Raw genomic sequence first — 13,712 nt, forward strand, 5'->3', positions numbered from 1 at the left:
CAGCAAAAAACGCGCTTGTTGGCCTTTGTTTGTCGTTGGCAGGGTTAAACCAGACTGGCAGATCGAAACCAATTCGCCCACGGATAAAGCAGACATGATCCGCGTCTTCCGGCCACCACGTTTCGCTCGTTGCGGATTTCACCAGGAAAACATAGCGGCCGCCCTTCTCTCTTTGCGCAGCTGCGTAGTTCATGATGTGAGTCATGCCAGTGATGGCTTGCTTTTCGTGGTACTGAGAGCGGCTGTAAGGCGGGTTGCCAAAGGCCGCACCTCCAAGCTCTTTCAGGCGAGCAGACCAGTCTTGCGTCAGCGCGTTATCTTCTGCGGTGTACCAGACAGGGCATTTTGCATTGCTGTCATCAGCAAACAGGTCCAGCATCAACGGACCAAACATTGCGTTGATACCCCAGAAAAGCGGATCCGGCGTTCGCCACTGGTCGCCAACCTCTTTTAAATAATGTGATGGTGCGTTGCGAAGGGCTGTGAGAGATTCGCCGTAAGGATTAGTCATGCTGTGGTCTCCCCTAACTCCTGGAGAACCTGGCTCAGTAACTCAGCTTCAGTACCGAATTTTTCCTCCCATGACTTACGCCCAGCGTGAATAGCAACACCGTGGCCGCCGGTGCGGTGATGTGCGTGGCAAAGAGGGATTACGTGGAAATTATCAGCGCGGACAGACAAGCCAGTACCAGAACTGCAGTGATGGATTTCAGCGGGTGATTCACCGTATTCAAGGTTGCGGCAAACTATGCAGCCCAGAGCGGCTACGCGGCTAATATGAAGCTTTTCAGCTTTGGTTTTTGATTTGCTCATACCGCACCGCCTGGGTGCGACAGACAAACGGAAACACCGCGCACTGAGGCACGGCGTAAAATGGCGTTGATGCGTTTTTGCGTCATCACTTTACTCCGGTGATGGCGCGATAGGTTCGGTGTTCAGCCGAGGTGATTAGTATAAATCACTTTTTCTTCTTCCGGAAGAATACTTTACACTCCTCGTGAGATTCCTTAGTGATTACAATCTCTCCTTCATTAAGCGGGGTTACAACATAAACTCCACCAGAAAGGTGGTTGACAACATACGTACCCAAAACGTCCATTGCTTCATTCATTTCTTTCTTATTCATCAGTCCGCACCTTGTGAATATTTCATAAATCGTAGATTTTTCTTTTCCTGTACAGGGATGGCTAAAAATGAACTCGCGACGCTCTGGAATACAATGACATATTTAGATCGTCCATCAAGACCCTATTTTTACAGACAAAATAGAATGGCAATGAAAATACAAAGAGCAATAAATTCAATGCATTATGGAAAGCCACTAAATATAAAAAAGTCATTCACATTTTTTCTCTGGTGCAACCCCCTATTTCACTCAGACAGAAGAATTCAGCCAATTTCAGAATTTAATTAACTGCATGTAAAATGAAGTAGCAGAAAACACTAGCGCGACAAAGAATGCACATTTTGTGTAGTGTGCAACCCCCTATTTACCAGGCTATAAAAGGAAACATTCATCGGTGGACGGCAACCGCGAGATCGGTTAAGTCAGAAGAGTTACTGCTTGGTGTTCTACATCAACCATTTCGATGCTGCGCAGATCAGACGCACATGGAAAATGTATGTTCAAAAAAAAACCCTCTCCGTAGAGAAGGTTTTTCAATTTTTAGCTCGGAAGACAGATTTGACAACGCAGTAGGCAAGTCCACAAACCTGGGACATCGTACATCCAGCGAAAATCTTCAAGACTTCGTCAGATAAACTCAATAACCCAAGCCCAACGCAGACAAATACTGCATTTACAGCAACAACCTGAATAATCAACAAGATCAGCAAAGTTATTGCATACAAATCTTTGATCCAAGTGTTTTTAACTTTGTGCGCCATGTGTCCCCACTTGGCGCCGGATAATCGTGTCAGTTGCTCAGGCTGACGAGGTAATTATCGCCCTTCCCGGGGATAAATGCAAAATGAGCATATACGAAAAACCCCTCAGGAGAGGGGTGTCATTGAGGGGATTTTTCGGCGACCTTGCTGTGAACTTCCCACAGGCTGATTCCGCAGCTACCGCAGAAGTTGGCAAGATAGTCCAGCCCAGACCACTCGCGAATCCCTCCGCGAGCAGCCTCGACAAACACAGCTATATCTTTACCCCGCCATAAGCCGAACAATCGCCAGCCGCCGCCATCAGGACTTTTCACGGCGGCTATGCGTGTCAGTACACCGGTCTGATACAGCTCAGTAAAAGCCGGCTTCTTTCGCGTTATCATTTGCATAAATAACAAACCTTAGATTTGTTGATAACAAATATGGTGTTTGTGTTTTATTGCTTTATCCCCTGCTCAGTATTTTTCAGGTCGTTTTACGCGAATAGGATCGACGTTCTGGCAGCGCGTAGCCTTGCCTTTGCATTTTTCTCTTCTCGCTCGAGGTTGGCGACGGATTCGCGCAGCTCATCACGGCGGTTATGAAGCTGCTGAATCTCTCTCACCACAGCCTCGCCATCAGTCGCGCACTGAAGAACGTACTGGAAAGGGTCTACAGCGCAGCCACATTGAAGGCACAGAATGATCCGCCCTTTCTCATCGACTTCAACGGCTTTATGCTTGCAGTGTTGCTGCCTGTAGTCCTTTCTGTCGGTTACGGTGATATTCAGTAGCTTCTCTTCGTCTCGCTTGGGCTGAACCAGAGTGATGACGTTGTCGCCTTCATTTTCCATCTGGTACCTCCTGCTCGGCGGCTGCGAGCATGGCTTTGTATGTGCCTTTTGATGAAGGGTTCTTGGTTCCCATGAAGTGAAGCCACCCGGCATCAATCATCTCTTTTGTCGGCTCCTTCGGCACCATCACGTACCCACCCGGAATTACCGGAGAGTTGCCGCAGCGCGCATCGGCATTTTCTTTAAAGGAATCCAGTGCTGGCGCAGTCTGGATGCTGCAGCGCGACCCACCCTGCGCCGGAGAGTTGCCAGCCTGCAGGTCCTGCACATTTTCGCAGCTCCTGCAGTTATTCGATTCTCCTGCACTTTTTTGGCTCTCCTGCAGAATGGCGGCGCGGCAGTCATTCCAGCCATCGCAATAGCAATCTCGATGAGTTTTGAAGCGTCCAACTTTATAAGGCACGCCTTCGTAGATTTTCACATCAGGGACAGAAACGCTTTGCTTTTGCCGCTGCCTTTCAGTTGCTGCTATCCACGCAGATTCAGCCATCACACCCAGCATTTGCTTAGCCGCTGTGGTGTATTGGTTGTGCTGATAATTCTCAGCCCATTCCCTCCCAAACCACGAATAGAAATTATCGTCGGCATCAACTACCGGCTGCTGCGCGTGGCGATAGAGCGGCGTAGCAGTCCAGCCGCATTCAATCGCGTCGGCGGCATCGTCATCGTCATCTGGTGGTGTCAACGACACATCCCGCTCAGCGTCCCCGTCCCGAGACCAGAGCCACGCCACCGGCTCGCTGTCCATTGCGACCATCGCCATGCGGGCCAACTCTTCAATTTCATCGTGAGACGGCGGCAGCGTCATTGCGCGATGGAAATTGGCGATTAGCTCAATTCGCTCTCTGGTTAATTTGCTGGTCATTCCGCACACTCCGCTTTCCCGCAAACACACAGCGCCTTGATTTCTGCGCCATCGTTCCTGTTTTTCACCGACTCCTCAGCCATCAACGGACTCATGAATGCACGGTCCTGATAGAGACGGCCATTACAGACTAAATACGCTACCGGCTCAGATGCGGCCTTGCGGCGTTCCTGTAGCTCTGCGGCCATAGCCATCCATTCATCCCGGGTGGCCGAGTTGATATCTGTGCCAGGTAATGGTTTGAACGCCACTAATTCCGCCAGACGCTCGTCTGTTATAGTTAATTTGCTGGTCATTGGTTAGCTCCCCGATTTGCCAAAAATACAGCCCTTGCGAATCCCCGCGGTGTTAGTGAGCGGAGTTGCTTCGTGCGCGGCGAGTTACCTCCCAGCCAGCGCCATCCCCAGAAAAAGCCAATATTTACCGGGCCCGGTTTTTTCTCGGGCATTACAAACCCACCGCCAGCCCAAATGCAGGTCTTTTTCGTGTACCCGTCATACTCTGGCATTTTCGGGTGGATACTTTCCTCACCGCCATGCATATAACCGCCGTATTCATATGGATGAAAGTAGTAATCGGCCTTGCGCCATGCTGTAGACATTTTCCCTACCGGGTTTTCTACCATCCATTTGGCTCCGAACTCCTCCGCCATTTCCTGCACCATTTTCGCGTTGTCTACTGAAATAAGGCTTGTATGCCCATCGTGCTTCGCACCTGATACAGCAAGCTCTGTGCAGTCAGGGAACGCAAAGATAATGTCAGGACTGGGGATGTTCATCGCGGCGCACTTCTTCGCAAAATCCCCATCAATCCACATGTCGATATGGTGTACTAACGGGTGCTCCTTGCGCCCTGCGTACTCGCCATGATTGCCTGACGAGGCGTTAAAACAGTACACGGTGTGGCCATATTCAGCCCACGGAAGTCCCATAATCCCGGAGCCATCAAAGAGTGACCAGACAACATGATTAGCCATCACTCAGCCTCCCACTTGATGCCAACTCTATCGAGAGCCGCGGTATCCTCAGCCATCCGCGCATTCCAGCCATTCACATAACCATCGTCATAATCACTTTCACCGTAGCGGAACCGCTCAGATGACAGCTTCACGGTGACGGTGCGGGACTCCAGCTCGGCGATGCGATGCCGGTAAGAATCCATCAGGCTAAAATTAGGTTTTGGCCCAATAGGTGGTCTCCATAGCTCTCCGCCATTGTCTGTGTAGCCAAGTGATTCAAGTGTTCTCTTTGCGCTCTGCGCCTTCTCCACCGCCTCTACCAGCGCGAGGATGTTATCTGGCCCATCTGACAGGTCGTTAAATTCTTTGCATTCTTCTAGGTAGACAGTGATGGACATGCGATGGGCAACATAATCTTCGGTTGCTGCCTTAGCTCGCACAGCTGCAGCCTTCATACGCTGCGCCAGTTCGGTGATATCAGTTGTCATGCGGCACCGCCTGGTTGTTTTTTCTCTGCATAACGGACGTCGGCGCTGCGGTAGTCCATGCTGATATCCCACTCATAGCAGCCACAGGAAGCTCTAAGAACCTCATCGGCTCCTGTCGGGTTCATGTCGTACAACGCCTCAGCTATGGCGTGAAGACTCTTTTCTGCTGGTACTTTTGCCAGCTCTGAGCGAATGTTTGAGATGTGCTCAGCTATCGGTCGCCTGAAATAATGTCTGCTCATTTGTCGGACCCCTCACGGAGCTGCATGGCGTAGTAGTCACGCAGCGCACAGGCCGCAACAGAAATAAGCGTGTCAAAATCACAAACAACCGTATCGCCGTTGTGCTGTTCTGAATTTGCGATCACCTTAAGAGCGCTCACCAGCGGGGCTGCAGCATCAGCCTTAATCCCGGCTACGATGCGATCGGTGGCGGGGGTTTCGTCCAGCAAATCAGTTAACGCTTCAAACTCTGACGGCTCGACAACGTATTTCAATTCGTCGCCGTTAAGCTCACACTCTTCCGCTGTCCTGTGTACTGCACTAATTGCAGCCTTAAGCGCCACGTTCTCCGCAGCCAGCTGCTGGTAAGCTTTCGCCAGCGCCATAACCTTTGTCTCTTTGATCGACAGCTCGCCCGCCGACTCCAGCGACCGAATGAGCTCGTTTACTGTTGAGATGTTCATACAACCTCCCCGAGCACCCAGCGCAGTGCATCAGCGTATTCACCACTGGCAGCTTCAAGGGCTTTTGTGATTTCTTTGCGTGATTTTAGACGTGGCTTAGATTCGCCAAGCACGGCGCGCTGACGCTTGGCTTTTTCATGGCCGGTAGTCCCAGCGGTCGCAGATTCAATCTCTTTCACTTTTTCCCGCTGCTCTTCCGGGGCAAGCGTGCCAAGCTGGCGGGCCTGCGTGACAGTGACCGTGCCGGACTCTACCGCGTCTTTGACTGCCTGCGTGGCATCCAGAAGGGATAGTGTTGCGCGTACGGTCCGGATGCTAGCGCCAAACATCATGGCTAAGTCTTTTTCGTCGTGGCCCCGGGCCAGCGCATCGGCCATCTTCTTGGCGCGACCCAATGGAGTGTCAGCCTGAAAGATTTCATTTGCGCTAATCATTGCCAGGGCCATGCTGACTGGTGATCCGCGCCTTACTACAGCAGGAATCAGAAGAGGCTTTTTCCCCTCTTTCTGCAGACGTTTATTTGCTTCAATGGTGTTCTTAACCCGCTGACGGCCTTCAACCACGCAAGTTAGAGCTGTCTCAGGGTCTTTCCAGATAATAATCGGCTCCAGTACGCCCAACTCCATGATGTTAATCACAGTCGGCTCATGGATAGGCAGATGGACACGCTCGTCGTAAAGCGGGTGGGTTTTATCCGTAACCAGGTACAGATTTTCCGGTTCGAACGTCAGGACGTTTGTTTTGCCGCTGGCACCGTATGCGTCTTTCGAATTTTTAGCCATTTTTCACCTCGTTTTTATTCACCGCTTCCGCCCATTTTTGTTCCAGAGTTCGCCTGGCTTTGTTCTTTCCACCAGCCCAGTAACTGTGCTGAACCCGGTAATGATCAAACTGGCATTTCAGGGCGCCTGAACATGAGCCAAACGTATAATCTTTCCAGTGAAACTCAGGTACCGCGCCGCAATCAGGGCATTTTTGTAATTTCATTGAGCGACCCCGCGACATTCCCTCAGAAGGTTTTCAAACATCATGCGGATACGGTTCGCACAGCCAAACGGCATGTCGTTAAAGCGCCACAAGGCTGCGCCGTTGCGTAGGCCGCTCTGGACAATCTGCCCTGCTCCATGCAGTTGGCGAAGCTGGCCATTCACCGACGACATACCGCGCCCCAGCGCAGTGGCGATTTCACGCGTAGTCAAATCAGAGTTAGCTTTGAGAAATTCGATCATCGTGATTTCACCGCTGTATTGTGTTTTCCTGGATTTGGTTGTTTTCATTGAAAAACTCCTTAGCCCCTGAAACCCTTAGGAATATCTGCCTGAACCTTGCCGCTAAAACCGAGGTTGCCGCCGGTTGCGAGATTTACCGGGCACAGCTTCAGCGCCAGCTCAGGCCATTTGTTGCGTAATGTCTTCATGGTTTGAACTTTTGGGCACCAGAACTGATCGCGCTGAATGCGCTCAATCATGGTGCGAATTTGGTCGTGGCTACATCCATGCTCCTGGCGAAGCAGGCGAACCTCGTTAGCCCAGGCGACAAAGCTCGGTTCTCTCGGTTTTGCCAGAGAGCCGTCAAATTCGGCGGCGCGTTCGTACATCTCGATGATGGTCGACCAGAACCACATCGCGAGATCGAAGTCGTCATCGGTAGCCAGGTTACTGTCTCCGGTAGCGTCAGGAATGTTTGCTTCCGGGATGACTGGTTCACGTCCTGACTCTGCAAAGTTATCCACAGGAAGAATCTCTCCCGCGTGGTTTTTATGATCTGTATGTAGTGATCTGTTTTTAAGATCTGTATAGAGATAGGATTCGGCTTGAGAGCCGTTTCCAGGATTCGGCTCTTGGGCCGTTTCCATTCGGCTCTTGGGGCGAATGCATTCGGCTTGAGAGCCGTTTCCATTACTTTCAATCACTTGCTTCGATTCGGCTCTTGAGTCGTTTCCATTCAGCTCTTGAGCCGTATCCATATTTTTCAATGGTTTATTTGAATCTCCCTCTTGCGGGAATATTTTGGCGATTAGCGCTTCCTGATCGACGCGGTAATGCTTCTTCGGCGTGCCGCTTACCTGCCGCAGCTCTTCCTCAATAACCCCCGCCAGGTACTTCTCTGTAATCTTGAACATTGCTTTTCTGACCACATCGCCGTCTTTAGCGCGGATCTCTTTCGCAAGCGCTGCGTGCTCTTTGTAAAACCAGCCATTTTCCAGACTCGACTTGCCCGACCAGAACACCAGCTGATTGAGAATGGCCGCCAGCAAATGCTGCTGCCTGTCTCCTGCAAAGAAATCCAGATACGGTCCGGGGATCGTTATGCAGTTCCCCTGCCCCGACATGGCCTGAACAATTTCAAACACCTGATTGTTCATTCCGAAACCTCATTGTGTAGCCGTAAAAACTCTCTCAATCCCACCCAACCAACAGCCCCGCAGGCTTTGCGGTAGGAAACATCTTTCTCTGTCGCTGTGAGTACCGTCACCATGTGGCCTTTGTGTCTGTGCTGGAAGCGAGAACCGGCCTTAGGGATGCCAGTGCCTGCACAATCTCCTTCAGACGGCTCATACGCCGGATACGCTCGTTTCAGGCGAGCAATCAATTCAGCAGCAGACTGGTTACACATAGTCACCTCCGGAATCAGTGGTATTTCGTTACTTCAACAGCGACAGGCTGATACGCCTTGCTGTATATGGCTTCAATAGCGTCGTCGTGCGCATCAATAGCCGTACCGATGGCATGCTGGGCCGCCAGCAATGCCCGACGCTCTATCGTGTCGTAGATGCTCAGACGATGACGGATTTCACGCGGCAGAACGCGCAGGATTGACGGAAGCAGAAGACGGATTTTCTCGCGCTGCTGTGCGGTCTCACCCTTCAGCCAGCGGTGGAAGATATTCTGCTGATTGGCCCACGCTTTACCCGGTACCAGGCGAAGCTCAGCCGCACCTGAGCGCACGTATTCTTCAGTAATCGCGTTGGCTGCGTATGCCTGGCCGACTTCAGCAGCCCAGGCCAGCAGAACCATCTCAACGTGCTCGTGTTTGATTTCCATTAATCAGACTCCTTCTGTGCTGTAGCCGTATTATTCTCAGGAAGGCCACTGGTTGGGTTTGGGTGAAGATCAGGACGCAACTCATGCGGAGTAATTCCAGTTACCTCGTAAACCTGAATTACGCGCTTTGGTGGAACCTGCCCCTGGTACTTATGAATCCATCGACTCAGCGACGACGGTTTAATGTTCAAGGCAAGCGCAAGCCGACGTTTGCCACCTACAGCTGTAATTGCCTTATCAAGACCTGACATGTGAACCTCTCGTTTTAGCCATTGTGCAATTATATTGAGCTAATGGCTAAAAAAAATCAACAACAAGAAATTATTATTGTTTTAGCCAGTGGCTTACAATTGTTGCTATGAAGACAGAAACCCAGCATGAATCAGGCGTAAAGCCACAAAGCACGCTTGCCGCAAGACTTGATGAGTTGATGAAACTGAATCATTGGTCTCGCACAGAAATGGCGAGGATTGCGGGAGTTAGTCCTACCTCTGTAACCAACTGGTTTAAGAGGGAAACCATTAGCAAGGAGTCAGCAGCCAAACTAGCTAAGGCCGCTAAAACCTCGCTCTCATGGATACTTACAGGAGCAGAGGAACTCGGCGGGACATACACCGAAGACGAAATTGCACTTATTGAAGTTTTCCGCGAATTGCCTCCTATCGAGAGGCGCAATATGCTGGCTGCATTCCAGATGCGGCTACAAAAACTCAAAGATTTTTACTCTGACAACGTAGATCCGACTACCAGAGAAAAATAAATTCACTTCAATTTCAAAAGAATGCCGCCGATTGGCGGTATTTTTTTAGCCTTTGACTTATCTTTTGGTTGATTTTATTTAGCCTGTAGCTCACCATGAGTACATCGACACAACGGTGCGATAGGTTAAACGTTCGGTTGGCCGCCATAAGGCTAAAAATCAACAGGCTTTGCAATGCGGTGAATGCGGCTATGCGCACGCGGCACAGTTAAGCGGTAACACTCGTTTCTAAAAAGAGTGGGGTGGAAAAGAAGCTGTCGTTACCAGTTGTTAACTGGCTGGTATCACCGGGAGGCACCCGGCACTGCATTGCAAGGTCTGTTAGGTACTCAATACGCATGAGGGAAAGGAGATGATCCGAGACGAAGACAAGCCAGCATGGCGCCGGTTCTGGCTGAAGGTTGTTCCGTTTTTGGTTGTGGTCGCATCGGTAAGCGTTCAGTGCTGGGGTGGAGTATGAGCAGAAATGGCATTCGTTCACTGGTTATTGTTCTGACCATCTGCCTTGTTGCCTGGTCAGCGACCATTATCAAAATTCTGCATGTTACGGGGGTGTTTAATGGCTAATTTTCTGCAAAGCAACCCGATGGTTAAAGCAGCTCAAAGCAAACTCGCTATTGCGCAATTTATTGGTAACAGTGGCATGTGGTCTGATGCCATGGCGTCAATAAAATATATTCATGAAGCAGCAAAGCATGAAGAAGACCATATGTTTTGTGGTCGCACGGATTCACTTTCCGGACTTCAATTTCGTGATGTAATTTTAAATTACGACCTGTACGGGGATTTAATTTCCGTCGATGCTGACTTGCTTACAGGGCAATATAAAGTAAATACCGAAGTTTCATTTTAATTATCGAACAAATGAATTAATGCCTTAAATGGCAGGTATCCACACACCTTAATACAGGAATAAATATGGAAACCGAAACACTCCACTGCTACAGCTGCGGCGGCTCCTTTTCACGCGAAGAATTGCAGTATCGCCCCATCGGAAAGGGGGCATACCGTAAGCAAGCCTATTACTGCCCTGTGTGCAATGAAAAGCAAAAGAAGAAAGAAACGCTCACAGCTGCACAGTCATCATTCCGAAACTCATTACCAGCCAGACCAGCAACAGCCCAATTACGGCCTTCGTTCTGGAATAAATAAAATCAGTTTCAGTTAGCAACCCTGCAAAAGGAAATAACAAATATGAAAATAGAATTTATTGATAAAGGTGTGATTGCAACCGCGATTGTCACCAGTACGGTATTCGAATTCCGGCTACACAATCGCGCCGTTGATACTGCTTTATTCCTGGCTCCTTCTGTTCGTTCAAAGCGTAGCGGATTCTTTATTTTAAAAACGGTTATTTCCGGTAAAACACCTCACGTACTTCGCGCGGAGGCTTCACGATGAGCTACACAACAGTAATACGAGTTTGGCCTGGCGAAAAATCAGAGACTGCTGAAGAGTTTCGCAATGCATGGGGCAGCGGCCCCGTAATCTGGAACGACATGGCCATCCGTTATCTGAGAGCGGCCCCTTATGGTTATATGGCATCTATCGATAAGCTATGGCCTCTGGCCTATCGGGAGGATATCCCACTTCATCACCGAGCTGTATTAGCAATGACATATGACCGGATGTATGTCCTCAAGGAGCATTACTCCCGTGCAGCTGAATACATCAGGCTTTACCTTGCTGATTTCCCTCCAAATGAAGCCACTGTAAACCACTGGCCTGCTATCGCTGAATTATTTGAGGGAAACCCTGGCTGTCCGGCGATAGGGCTATGGCTAACCTCGGTCTGTGAAGACCCCTTTGCTGGCGAATGGGATGATGAAGCGGAAGAGTATTCGCAGCCAGACTGGTCGAGATACTGGAGTTTGTTTGATCATCTTGATGGATCCAGCATTTGATTTCCAATAATCAACATTAAACCGGGGAACTGATTATAGTTTCCCGGCCATGAGGTTATTTATGGCCGATATTACTCAAGAAGATGAATGGGTGATGGAAAAGGGAATTGTAGCGAAGATGTATATGACTCCCCGGCAAATTAAATCTTACCGGGAGGGGAGATGGATCGAGGGTATTCATTATAAGAAGCACCCACCAGATCCAAAAGCTTCAGAAGGAAGGGTAACGCTTCTCTACAACTACACCAGGATCAATAGGCTTGTCGGGGAAACATAATGAATATGCCTGCTGGCGTAGAGCTGCATGGGAAAGGAATAAGAATTAGCTTTCTATATCGCGGCATACGTTGCCGCGAAGTTTTGCGGGGCTGGACTGTATCAAATAGCAATATAAAAAAAGCTGGCAATCTCCGTGCTTTAATTATGAGTGAGATTCAGCAAGGTAAATTTGACTATGCAGAGCACTTTCCTGAATCAAAGGCGCTTAAAAAATTCACCACAACACAAAAAATTAAAACCTTCGGTGAATTGTGCAAAGTTTATCTTAATGCCAAAAAGCTTGAGGTCTCAGCTGCGTCATACAGAGGCGCAGAATCACGTATAGCAACGCTTTGCGCTATTGTTGGAAGTAATACGCATATTGCGGATATTCAGCATACCGACCTGTTGAATTACAGGAACGCGCTATTAACTGGTAACACCTTTAGCGATCACGCGCCCTGGCTTAAAAGAAAAGGTCGCGCTGTATCCACGGTCAACGGCCTGATGAACAACCTGACTGCTTTGCTCAAGCTGGCGAATCTGAGCGGCTTTATTGACCATACCCCGCACGAAGGTATAAAGATGCTTAAACGCTCCAGGAGAGACCCGGATCCGCTTCTTCAGAGCGAGTACGAGGGATTTATAAAAGCGCTATCTCCTCGGTATGCCTTGCTCTGGACTACAGCTATCTTTACGGGTCTTCGGCATGGCGAGTTAACAGCTTTAGCCTGGGAGGATGTAGATCTTGATAAGGGTGAGCTTCACGTCAGGCGTAATCAGACAAATGAGGGCCTGTTTGTGCCACCCAAAACAGAAGCCGGGATCAGAACGGTAACCCTGCTTGAGCCTGCGCTGAACGCTTTACGTGAGCAATTCAAGCTAACTGGCGCATTAAGCAAAACCGAAATCACTTTCCATCACCGCGAACATGGGTTAACTGAACAACAAAAACTGCGGTTCGTGTTTATCCCGCCCAAAAACTGGCGCGGGGAAACGAAGTATTATGGCTCTCAGTCTCTGGGGTATAGTTGGGAGGCGGGATTAAAGAAGGCGGGAATCAGGAGCAGACGCCCTTACCAGTCGCGCCACACGTTCGCATGCTGGCTTTTAACTGCCGGAGCTAACCCGTCTTTCATCGCCGGACAGATGGGCCACGAGAATGCGAAGATGGTTTATGAAATCTACTCGAAGTGGATCGGAGAGATGGACCGCAACCAGGTGGAAATGCTGAATAACAGTTTTTCTGACGTTGTGTCCCAAGGGTGCCCCAAACGTAAGGTAGTGGGTATAAAAAACGTTTAGTTTCAGTAAAATAAAATCACTTGCCGGAATATTAACTTTATTCCAACATGAATGCTCACTACGCTGCAATGGCGGCTAAATAAAAAGCAGGAGCGGATATGATTACGCTGTGGGGCAGAAACAACTCGACCAATGTGAAAAAAGTGCGCTGGGTACTGGAAGAACTCGACCTCCCGTATCAACAAATTCTGGCGGGACTTGAGTTTGGTCTGAATCACGACCCCGAATATCTGGCCATGAATCCCAATGGCCTGGTGCCGCTGTTAAAAGATGAGTCCACCGACATCGTGCTTTGGGAATCGAATACTATTATTCGCTATCTGGCCGCGCAATATGGTCAGAATCGCCTGTGGGTAGAGTCACCGGCACTGCGCGCCCAGGGCGAAAAATGGATGGACTGGTCCAACGGTTCGCTCTCTCCCGCTCATCGGCCGATTCTAATGGGGCTGGTCAGGACGCCACCGGAAAAACGCGATCCTGCGGCGATTGAAGCCGGTATCGCCGCCTGCGAGGCGTTGTTTGCCATTCTTGATGACGAACTGGCTCGGCATCCGTGGCTCTCGGGCGACACCTTTGGCCTTGGCGACATAGCCGTCGCACCGTTCGTTTATAACCTGCTGGAAACCGTAAAAACCTGGCAACCGCGCCCGCATCTTCAGCGCTGGTATCAGCAGATTAACGAGCGTCAGGCCTGGCGCAATGTGGTGATGATCCCGGTCACCTGAT

The 13,712-nt window shown here is 49.9% G+C and carries 25 protein-coding genes and 1 pseudogene; 9 read left to right on the top strand and 17 right to left on the bottom strand.

Features of this window, described 5'->3' with window-relative positions; all coding sequences use genetic code 11:
- From QVF11_RS06175 to QVF11_RS06255, 17 genes and pseudogenes are all read right to left on the bottom strand, one after another.
- Positions 1 to 511, bottom strand: a 511-nt coding sequence (locus QVF11_RS06175) for a phage N-6-adenine-methyltransferase (RefSeq protein WP_287855706.1), incomplete at its 3' end; no start/stop codon positions are given.
- Positions 508 to 813, bottom strand: a complete 306-nt coding sequence (locus QVF11_RS06180; protein ID WP_064362838.1) for a Ref family recombination enhancement nuclease — start codon at positions 811 to 813, stop codon at positions 508 to 510. The genes QVF11_RS06175 and QVF11_RS06180, both read right to left, overlap by 4 nt.
- Before the next feature lie 145 nt (positions 814 to 958).
- Positions 959 to 1,126, bottom strand: coding sequence for a hypothetical protein (locus QVF11_RS06185; RefSeq protein WP_155774241.1), 168 nt, complete (start codon positions 1,124 to 1,126; stop codon positions 959 to 961).
- A gap of 880 nt (positions 1,127 to 2,006) precedes the next feature.
- The gene (locus tag QVF11_RS06190; protein WP_220676483.1) at positions 2,007 to 2,276 is read right to left on the bottom strand and encodes a hypothetical protein; all 270 of its coding nucleotides are present in this window, start codon (positions 2,274 to 2,276) and stop codon (positions 2,007 to 2,009) included.
- A gap of 86 nt (positions 2,277 to 2,362) precedes the next feature.
- Positions 2,363 to 2,719 (bottom strand): hypothetical protein, encoded by a 357-nt coding sequence (locus tag QVF11_RS06195; protein ID WP_287855711.1) that lies wholly within the window; start codon positions 2,717 to 2,719, stop codon positions 2,363 to 2,365.
- Complete coding sequence (locus QVF11_RS06200) at positions 2,709 to 3,584, bottom strand: hypothetical protein (protein WP_287855713.1); 876 nt, start codon at positions 3,582 to 3,584, stop codon at positions 2,709 to 2,711. The genes QVF11_RS06195 and QVF11_RS06200 overlap by 11 nt, the downstream gene beginning before the upstream one ends.
- A complete protein-coding gene (locus tag QVF11_RS06205) occupies positions 3,581 to 3,880 on the bottom strand; it encodes a hypothetical protein (protein WP_287855715.1) in 300 nt (99 codons plus the stop codon). Before QVF11_RS06205 ends, QVF11_RS06200 begins: the two co-directional genes overlap by 4 nt.
- Positions 3,877 to 4,560: a DNA cytosine methyltransferase gene (locus QVF11_RS06210; protein WP_287855717.1), complete on the bottom strand. Its 684-nt coding sequence runs from the start codon at positions 4,558 to 4,560 to the stop codon at positions 3,877 to 3,879. Before QVF11_RS06210 ends, QVF11_RS06205 begins: the two co-directional genes overlap by 4 nt.
- On the bottom strand, positions 4,560 to 5,030 hold the full coding sequence (locus QVF11_RS06215) for a hypothetical protein (protein WP_287855719.1): 471 nt from the start codon (positions 5,028 to 5,030) through the stop codon (positions 4,560 to 4,562). The genes QVF11_RS06210 and QVF11_RS06215 overlap by 1 nt, the downstream gene beginning before the upstream one ends.
- Positions 5,020 to 5,155 (bottom strand): annotated as a pseudogene (locus tag QVF11_RS06220) (hypothetical protein). The gene QVF11_RS06215 and the pseudogene QVF11_RS06220 overlap by 11 nt, the downstream one beginning before the upstream one ends.
- A gap of 113 nt (positions 5,156 to 5,268) precedes the next feature.
- Positions 5,269 to 5,715, bottom strand: a complete 447-nt coding sequence (locus QVF11_RS06225; RefSeq protein ID WP_287855721.1) for a hypothetical protein — start codon at positions 5,713 to 5,715, stop codon at positions 5,269 to 5,271.
- Entirely contained in the window at positions 5,712 to 6,497 is a 786-nt protein-coding gene (locus QVF11_RS06230; RefSeq protein WP_279929606.1) for a ParB/RepB/Spo0J family partition protein, read from the bottom strand. Before QVF11_RS06230 ends, QVF11_RS06225 begins: the two co-directional genes overlap by 4 nt.
- Complete coding sequence (locus QVF11_RS06235) at positions 6,490 to 6,702, bottom strand: hypothetical protein (RefSeq protein ID WP_287855724.1); 213 nt, start codon at positions 6,700 to 6,702, stop codon at positions 6,490 to 6,492. Before QVF11_RS06235 ends, QVF11_RS06230 begins: the two co-directional genes overlap by 8 nt.
- Positions 6,699 to 6,992, bottom strand: coding sequence for a FaeA/PapI family transcriptional regulator (locus tag QVF11_RS06240; RefSeq protein ID WP_064362847.1), 294 nt, complete (start codon positions 6,990 to 6,992; stop codon positions 6,699 to 6,701). Before QVF11_RS06240 ends, QVF11_RS06235 begins: the two co-directional genes overlap by 4 nt.
- Positions 6,993 to 7,003: 11 nt before the next feature.
- Positions 7,004 to 8,080: a hypothetical protein gene (locus QVF11_RS06245; protein ID WP_080528613.1), complete on the bottom strand. Its 1,077-nt coding sequence runs from the start codon at positions 8,078 to 8,080 to the stop codon at positions 7,004 to 7,006.
- Between the two features lie 265 nt (positions 8,081 to 8,345).
- Entirely contained in the window at positions 8,346 to 8,759 is a 414-nt protein-coding gene (locus QVF11_RS06250; protein ID WP_088168598.1) for a toxin YdaT family protein, read from the bottom strand.
- A complete protein-coding gene (locus QVF11_RS06255) occupies positions 8,759 to 9,010 on the bottom strand; it encodes a transcriptional regulator (RefSeq protein ID WP_032721337.1) in 252 nt (83 codons plus the stop codon). The genes QVF11_RS06250 and QVF11_RS06255 overlap by 1 nt, the downstream gene beginning before the upstream one ends.
- Positions 9,011 to 9,117: 107 nt before the next feature.
- Here QVF11_RS06255 and QVF11_RS06260 point away from each other — a divergent pair, with 107 nt between their 5' ends.
- The 9 genes from QVF11_RS06260 (at position 9,118) to QVF11_RS06300 (ending at position 13,711) form a co-directional block, all read left to right on the top strand.
- A complete protein-coding gene (locus QVF11_RS06260; protein ID WP_032721334.1) occupies positions 9,118 to 9,519 on the top strand; it encodes a helix-turn-helix domain-containing protein in 402 nt (133 codons plus the stop codon).
- A gap of 456 nt (positions 9,520 to 9,975) precedes the next feature.
- Positions 9,976 to 10,086, top strand: coding sequence for a hypothetical protein (locus QVF11_RS06265; protein WP_032694892.1), 111 nt, complete (start codon positions 9,976 to 9,978; stop codon positions 10,084 to 10,086).
- Complete coding sequence (gene kil / locus QVF11_RS06270; RefSeq protein WP_009653813.1) at positions 10,079 to 10,372, top strand: host cell division inhibitory peptide Kil; 294 nt, start codon at positions 10,079 to 10,081, stop codon at positions 10,370 to 10,372. Before QVF11_RS06265 ends, kil begins: the two co-directional genes overlap by 8 nt.
- A gap of 65 nt (positions 10,373 to 10,437) precedes the next feature.
- Positions 10,438 to 10,671 carry a hypothetical protein gene (locus QVF11_RS06275; RefSeq protein ID WP_148719871.1) on the top strand — a complete coding sequence of 78 codons (234 nt, stop codon included), beginning with the start codon at positions 10,438 to 10,440 and terminating at the stop codon, positions 10,669 to 10,671.
- A 42-nt stretch (positions 10,672 to 10,713) separates the two neighbouring features.
- Entirely contained in the window at positions 10,714 to 10,920 is a 207-nt protein-coding gene (locus QVF11_RS06280) for a hypothetical protein (protein WP_287855734.1), read from the top strand.
- Entirely contained in the window at positions 10,917 to 11,423 is a 507-nt protein-coding gene (locus QVF11_RS06285) for a hypothetical protein (RefSeq protein ID WP_064342389.1), read from the top strand. Before QVF11_RS06280 ends, QVF11_RS06285 begins: the two co-directional genes overlap by 4 nt.
- 61 nt (positions 11,424 to 11,484) lie before the next feature.
- Complete coding sequence (xisR, locus tag QVF11_RS06290) at positions 11,485 to 11,700, top strand: excisionase family protein (RefSeq protein WP_004111685.1); 216 nt, start codon at positions 11,485 to 11,487, stop codon at positions 11,698 to 11,700.
- Positions 11,700 to 12,986, top strand: coding sequence for a site-specific integrase (locus QVF11_RS06295; RefSeq protein ID WP_086530636.1), 1,287 nt, complete (start codon positions 11,700 to 11,702; stop codon positions 12,984 to 12,986). The genes xisR and QVF11_RS06295 overlap by 1 nt, the downstream gene beginning before the upstream one ends.
- 98 nt (positions 12,987 to 13,084) lie before the next feature.
- Positions 13,085 to 13,711: a glutathione S-transferase family protein gene (locus QVF11_RS06300; protein WP_110275308.1), complete on the top strand. Its 627-nt coding sequence runs from the start codon at positions 13,085 to 13,087 to the stop codon at positions 13,709 to 13,711.
- Position 13,712: the final 1 nt, after the last annotated feature.

It is taken from the genome of Klebsiella sp. (genome assembly GCF_027492335.1).
Classification (GTDB): Bacteria; Pseudomonadota; Gammaproteobacteria; order Enterobacterales; family Enterobacteriaceae; genus Klebsiella; species Klebsiella huaxiensis.

Excerpts from the sequence above, each read along its gene's own strand:
- QVF11_RS06180 (WP_064362838.1), bottom strand. The coding sequence starts at position 813 with ATGAGCAAATCAAAAACCAAAGCTGAAAAGCTTCATATTAGCCGCGTA.
- QVF11_RS06185 (WP_155774241.1), bottom strand. The coding sequence starts at position 1,126 with ATGAATAAGAAAGAAATGAATGAAGCAATGGACGTTTTGGGTACGTAT.
- QVF11_RS06190 (WP_220676483.1), bottom strand. The coding sequence starts at position 2,276 with ATGCAAATGATAACGCGAAAGAAGCCGGCTTTTACTGAGCTGTATCAG.
- QVF11_RS06195 (WP_287855711.1), bottom strand. The coding sequence starts at position 2,719 with ATGGAAAATGAAGGCGACAACGTCATCACTCTGGTTCAGCCCAAGCGA.
- QVF11_RS06200 (WP_287855713.1), bottom strand. The coding sequence starts at position 3,584 with ATGACCAGCAAATTAACCAGAGAGCGAATTGAGCTAATCGCCAATTTC.
- QVF11_RS06205 (WP_287855715.1), bottom strand. The coding sequence starts at position 3,880 with ATGACCAGCAAATTAACTATAACAGACGAGCGTCTGGCGGAATTAGTG.
- QVF11_RS06210 (WP_287855717.1), bottom strand. The coding sequence starts at position 4,560 with ATGGCTAATCATGTTGTCTGGTCACTCTTTGATGGCTCCGGGATTATG.
- QVF11_RS06215 (WP_287855719.1), bottom strand. The coding sequence starts at position 5,030 with ATGACAACTGATATCACCGAACTGGCGCAGCGTATGAAGGCTGCAGCT.
- QVF11_RS06225 (WP_287855721.1), bottom strand. The coding sequence starts at position 5,715 with ATGAACATCTCAACAGTAAACGAGCTCATTCGGTCGCTGGAGTCGGCG.
- QVF11_RS06230 (WP_279929606.1), bottom strand. The coding sequence starts at position 6,497 with ATGGCTAAAAATTCGAAAGACGCATACGGTGCCAGCGGCAAAACAAAC.
- QVF11_RS06235 (WP_287855724.1), bottom strand. The coding sequence starts at position 6,702 with ATGAAATTACAAAAATGCCCTGATTGCGGCGCGGTACCTGAGTTTCAC.
- QVF11_RS06240 (WP_064362847.1), bottom strand. The coding sequence starts at position 6,992 with ATGAAAACAACCAAATCCAGGAAAACACAATACAGCGGTGAAATCACG.
- QVF11_RS06245 (WP_080528613.1), bottom strand. The coding sequence starts at position 8,080 with ATGAACAATCAGGTGTTTGAAATTGTTCAGGCCATGTCGGGGCAGGGG.
- QVF11_RS06250 (WP_088168598.1), bottom strand. The coding sequence starts at position 8,759 with ATGGAAATCAAACACGAGCACGTTGAGATGGTTCTGCTGGCCTGGGCT.
- QVF11_RS06255 (WP_032721337.1), bottom strand. The coding sequence starts at position 9,010 with ATGTCAGGTCTTGATAAGGCAATTACAGCTGTAGGTGGCAAACGTCGG.
- QVF11_RS06260 (WP_032721334.1), top strand. The coding sequence starts at position 9,118 with ATGAAGACAGAAACCCAGCATGAATCAGGCGTAAAGCCACAAAGCACG.
- QVF11_RS06265 (WP_032694892.1), top strand. The coding sequence starts at position 9,976 with ATGAGCAGAAATGGCATTCGTTCACTGGTTATTGTTCTGACCATCTGC.
- kil (WP_009653813.1), top strand. The coding sequence starts at position 10,079 with ATGGCTAATTTTCTGCAAAGCAACCCGATGGTTAAAGCAGCTCAAAGC.
- QVF11_RS06275 (WP_148719871.1), top strand. The coding sequence starts at position 10,438 with ATGGAAACCGAAACACTCCACTGCTACAGCTGCGGCGGCTCCTTTTCA.
- QVF11_RS06280 (WP_287855734.1), top strand. The coding sequence starts at position 10,714 with ATGAAAATAGAATTTATTGATAAAGGTGTGATTGCAACCGCGATTGTC.
- QVF11_RS06285 (WP_064342389.1), top strand. The coding sequence starts at position 10,917 with ATGAGCTACACAACAGTAATACGAGTTTGGCCTGGCGAAAAATCAGAG.
- xisR (WP_004111685.1), top strand. The coding sequence starts at position 11,485 with ATGGCCGATATTACTCAAGAAGATGAATGGGTGATGGAAAAGGGAATT.
- QVF11_RS06295 (WP_086530636.1), top strand. The coding sequence starts at position 11,700 with ATGAATATGCCTGCTGGCGTAGAGCTGCATGGGAAAGGAATAAGAATT.
- QVF11_RS06300 (WP_110275308.1), top strand. The coding sequence starts at position 13,085 with ATGATTACGCTGTGGGGCAGAAACAACTCGACCAATGTGAAAAAAGTG.